The organism is Thermogutta sp. (assembly GCF_014359955.1).
In the GTDB taxonomy this organism is placed as follows: domain Bacteria; phylum Planctomycetota; class Planctomycetia; order Pirellulales; family Thermoguttaceae; genus Thermogutta.
Window position 1 is genome coordinate 1 of sequence record NZ_JACIYL010000460.1, and the last position, 3,595, is coordinate 3,595.

Here is a 3,595-nt window from a genome sequence, read left to right on the forward strand (position 1 = left end):
CCGATCACTGCTCGAAGTTTACCAGGGCAAAGCCTGTGAAGAGAAAGCTCCTGCTGGCGCGTGACTGCTTGCCCAACAAACAGGAAGTTTTTCTCTGCAAAAAGCATCGAAAAGGATGTCCGACCCATTTTCCGATCTTTCTCCCGATCCGGCCTGGTGTCCTGGGGACGAAATGACGATAGCCGCGACCAAGTCCCTACGGTAAATACTCCGCATCGCGGAATCAACCTGGGAACGCCAGCCGAAAAGGCAGAGGATGCACGCCAACAGGTCCGACATCGGTGAGCAAGATCTCGCCCGGGGCATCGAATTCCCGTCGAAGATACCCCAAGCCCACGGCCAGATGAGTACCAGGTACACCGGCCACGGAAGTCAACCATCCCGCTTTCTTGCTATCCAGGAAGATCTCCGACCCGGCAGCGAGATTGGTGTCTGAGGAAAAACTGAGCCCCCGGAGGCGCCAGTTGACATGCCCCCGGGAAACAACCCGGGCCACCACTTCCTGTCCTGGATAACACCCCTTGTTAAGCCCGATGACACGCTCATCGTCGGTCACTTCAGGCCCCAGGCGTTCCTCGGTCACATCCTGGCCAAAAAGCCACACGCCAAAGAGAATCCGCAGCCACTTGCACTCGTCCTGGGACACAACCTGGGCGGTAGTTTGGAGTCGTGCCCCCACATGGCCTTCCTGCCAGACGGGCAGGACGAGTTGCCACACGGGGAGCACGAGCTGGTCCAATCGCCTCGCCCAGGCAATGGCTTGGTTTCGAAGCTCGCCATTTGCAGGTGGCAGATCTGTCGGCTGGTCCTGTTGTTTTGGCAAATTGAGATCAAGCCGCGTTTCCGCAAGTCCCGTGGAGTTGGCGGAAAATTGTGGTGGCGACTGTGTTATGCCGCGGACTGTGCTTTCCACAGCGTCTCCCACAAGAACGATTTTTCGCCAATCGCGTGAGACGTCTCGAATCTCCAGGCGTTCCCGGATGTGAAACCATTCCAGATGCGTAACCAGCTTTTCCGCCTGCTCGCGCTCGGTTTCGAGGACCCAGCCTTCCGCGCGCTTCCACCCCGTCGCGGCGGCCTTCACATGTCCTTTAGCATCCAGGAAGAGCATGCGTCGGCCGACTCCGGGCGGCACTCCCCGCAGCGGTGCCGTAGACACGCGGTGGAGAAAATCGTCGGCGTCCGGGCCGGAAACGAGAATCTCCGCTTGATGCCAGTGTTCGAGGGCCAGACATGACGGCAGCCCTCGAATGGCCCGGTCAATTGTCTCCATGTGTTGCCTGAAATCGTCCCTGGTCATCGTCGGTCTCTCAGCACCAAAACGCGCACCGGTACCCGATCGCCTGTCCTCGCCACGCCCCCCACAGGGTTTGCTCGTCCCCCACATAACGTGTAGATCACCGCGGGCACCGGACGATTAACACATTTTGATATGCGGCAATTGACATTTTTGAGTCGGGGTCTAGGATTGTCAATGACGAAGGTTCACTCAGACATCTTTCAGGCTGGACGGGCTTGCCCGTCGAGCCGGGTTGTGCTGCCTTCCAGCACCCGGCCTGGCAGCCAGCTTTATCAATCGGTCACAAATCTTCCCTGACTTGGACGGATAACTGGGCGGTAAGGTCTGGATTGAGTGTGTGGTTCCAAAGAGGAGTGGGAAATGACGCAGGTGTTCCTGACTGAATCGGCTGCTCAAGAGGTCAAACGGCTTTTGGCGGAAAACAAACTCGCGGCTGATACGGCCCTCCGCGTTTCTGTGGTCGGTGGGGGGTGTAGCGGTTTTGAGTACAGATTAGATTTCGAGACCAACCCGGACGCTGCAAATGACGTCATTTGTGAGTCTCACGGCGTCAAAGTGGTGGTCGACAAGAAAAGCCTCCAGTTCCTGGCTGGTACAACGATCGATTATCAAAACGGCATCCTCCAGCGGGGATTTGTGTTCCATAATCCCCTGGCGGTCCGCACGTGTGGTTGCGGGACCTCGTTCTCTATCTCGTAAGTGGACGGCCGTCACCTCCGAAAAAGCAGACGCTCCGAAGGCCTGTATTTCGGTTGAATAAGCTGATCGGAAACTGATCGAACTCGGCGCGGGTCGCCGCGTACTCGACCTGCGCCATTTTTTCTTCCCGCAAGCGGAGAGCTTCTTTTCGGAGTCGATCGCGGCCTTGACGATTTCCGCCGAATTAACGGTTCGATTAATCGGCCCAGCCGCTACCGAGGGCATCCGCCAGAGGGCGAAGCATTCGGCGGATCGGGGCGGGCACGGGCAGCCCATCGAGGGCATCAAGCGCCACCCAGGCTATTTCCGACGCCTCATCCAAAAGCTGCGGTTTGGCCTGTTGGGTAACCCGAACAAGAAAACAGTCCAGGACGATCCGATAGCGCGTCACCTGGTGTCGAAGTCGGGCAAAATGACGGACGCTGAGTGGGTCAAGCTCTGCGAAAAGTCCCAAATGCTTTATCAGTTCGGGAAGCGCGATCTGGTCAGGTGTTGGGACCTCGTTGCCGCCTTCCTGCAATAAAATCCTGGGAAATTCCCACAATCCCGCCCAGCGTCCTTCCGAGCGCCGCTGCACGAGAAGTCGCCACTTCCAAACAAGAACAAGTGCCACTTCATGGCGGAGCGTGGACGACTTCCTGTTTTGTGAGCCTCCCTCCAACGGCAGACGCCTCTGGAAAGTTTGGCAGGTCGATTTGAGGGGGCACCGCTCACACAAGGGTGCTTTCGGGAGACAGACAACACTTCCCACATCCATGAGCGCCAGGTTGATCTTCCGGGCCTGGCGGGGAGCCAGGAACATTTCGGCCACCTGCCAGAGAGCTCGATCCGAAACGGGTGTTCCATTGCTGGATGCGCCCAGCCACCGACGAAAGAGTCTCCGCGTGTTGGCTTCCAGGATCGGAACGCACTGGTTGAACGCGAGAGAGAGGATAGCGCCCGCCGTGTACCGACCAATCCCTGGCAACCGCATCAGTACCGCAGGATCCCGGGGAAATTGCCCGGCAAACTCCGTTCGCAGGATGCGGGCCGTTTTATGGAGATTCTGAGCGCGGCGGTAGTATCCCAGGCCTTCCCACAGTTTGAGCACGTCACTTTCGTCCGCTGACGCCAGGCACTCCAGCGTAGGGAATTGCTCCAGAAAACGCCGGAAATAGGGCTCCACAACCTGCGTTGTGGTCTGCTGAAGCATGATCTCGCTCACCCAGATCGCATAGGGATCGCGGGTTCGTCGCCAGGGAAAGTCCCGAGCATGGCCACGGTACCAGCGAAGAAGTTCCTCTCGCGCCACTGTTACGAGACGTTGATCCACCGGCAAATCCGCCATTGTGTTGGGATGTTCCGAGCGGAGTTTTTTCGCTGCCATAGAGACAAAATTCACTGGCGCTAATGCCTGGTTTGCCGAGACGATAATGTTCCTGCCCTTGCCCTTCTTTTCCGAGCCCCGAACCTCTTTGGAGGATCAGCACCGCGTCGGCCCTGGTGCCGTCTCCGCAGACCCGTCAAGTGGCTGGACCAGCTCAGGTGATTTGCGGAGTCCTGGAGTTCAAGTTCACGGAATGCATTTTGGAAACTGGTAGGGTCCATTGGTGCTCG

3 protein-coding genes are annotated in these 3,595 nt (G+C 58.0%); 1 reads left to right on the forward strand and 2 read right to left on the reverse strand.

What is annotated here, in order from left to right:
• Positions 1-223: 223 nt before the first annotated feature.
• The gene (locus H5U08_RS13000) at positions 224-1,273 is read right to left on the reverse strand and encodes a hypothetical protein (RefSeq protein ID WP_297033774.1); all 1,050 of its coding nucleotides are present in this window, start codon (positions 1,271-1,273) and stop codon (positions 224-226) included.
• 387 nt (positions 1,274-1,660) lie between these two features.
• Here H5U08_RS13000 and H5U08_RS13005 point away from each other — a divergent pair, with 387 nt between their 5' ends.
• Positions 1,661-1,999 (forward strand): iron-sulfur cluster assembly accessory protein, encoded by a 339-nt coding sequence (locus tag H5U08_RS13005; protein WP_297033776.1) that lies wholly within the window; start codon positions 1,661-1,663, stop codon positions 1,997-1,999.
• Positions 2,000-2,195: 196 nt separating this feature from the next.
• Here H5U08_RS13005 and H5U08_RS13010 read toward each other — a convergent pair whose 3' ends face one another.
• Positions 2,196-3,365 carry an A/G-specific adenine glycosylase gene (locus H5U08_RS13010; protein WP_297033779.1) on the reverse strand — a complete coding sequence of 390 codons (1,170 nt, stop codon included), beginning with the start codon at positions 3,363-3,365 and terminating at the stop codon, positions 2,196-2,198.
• Positions 3,366-3,595 lie beyond the last annotated feature (230 nt).

Bases quoted from the DNA above. Each gene is read 5' to 3' on its own strand.
- H5U08_RS13000 (WP_297033774.1), bottom strand. From the start codon at position 1,273: ATGGAGACAATTGACCGGGCCATTCGAGGGCTGCCGTCATGTCTGGCC.
- H5U08_RS13005 (WP_297033776.1), top strand. From the start codon at position 1,661: ATGACGCAGGTGTTCCTGACTGAATCGGCTGCTCAAGAGGTCAAACGG.
- H5U08_RS13010 (WP_297033779.1), bottom strand. From the start codon at position 3,365: ATGGCAGCGAAAAAACTCCGCTCGGAACATCCCAACACAATGGCGGAT.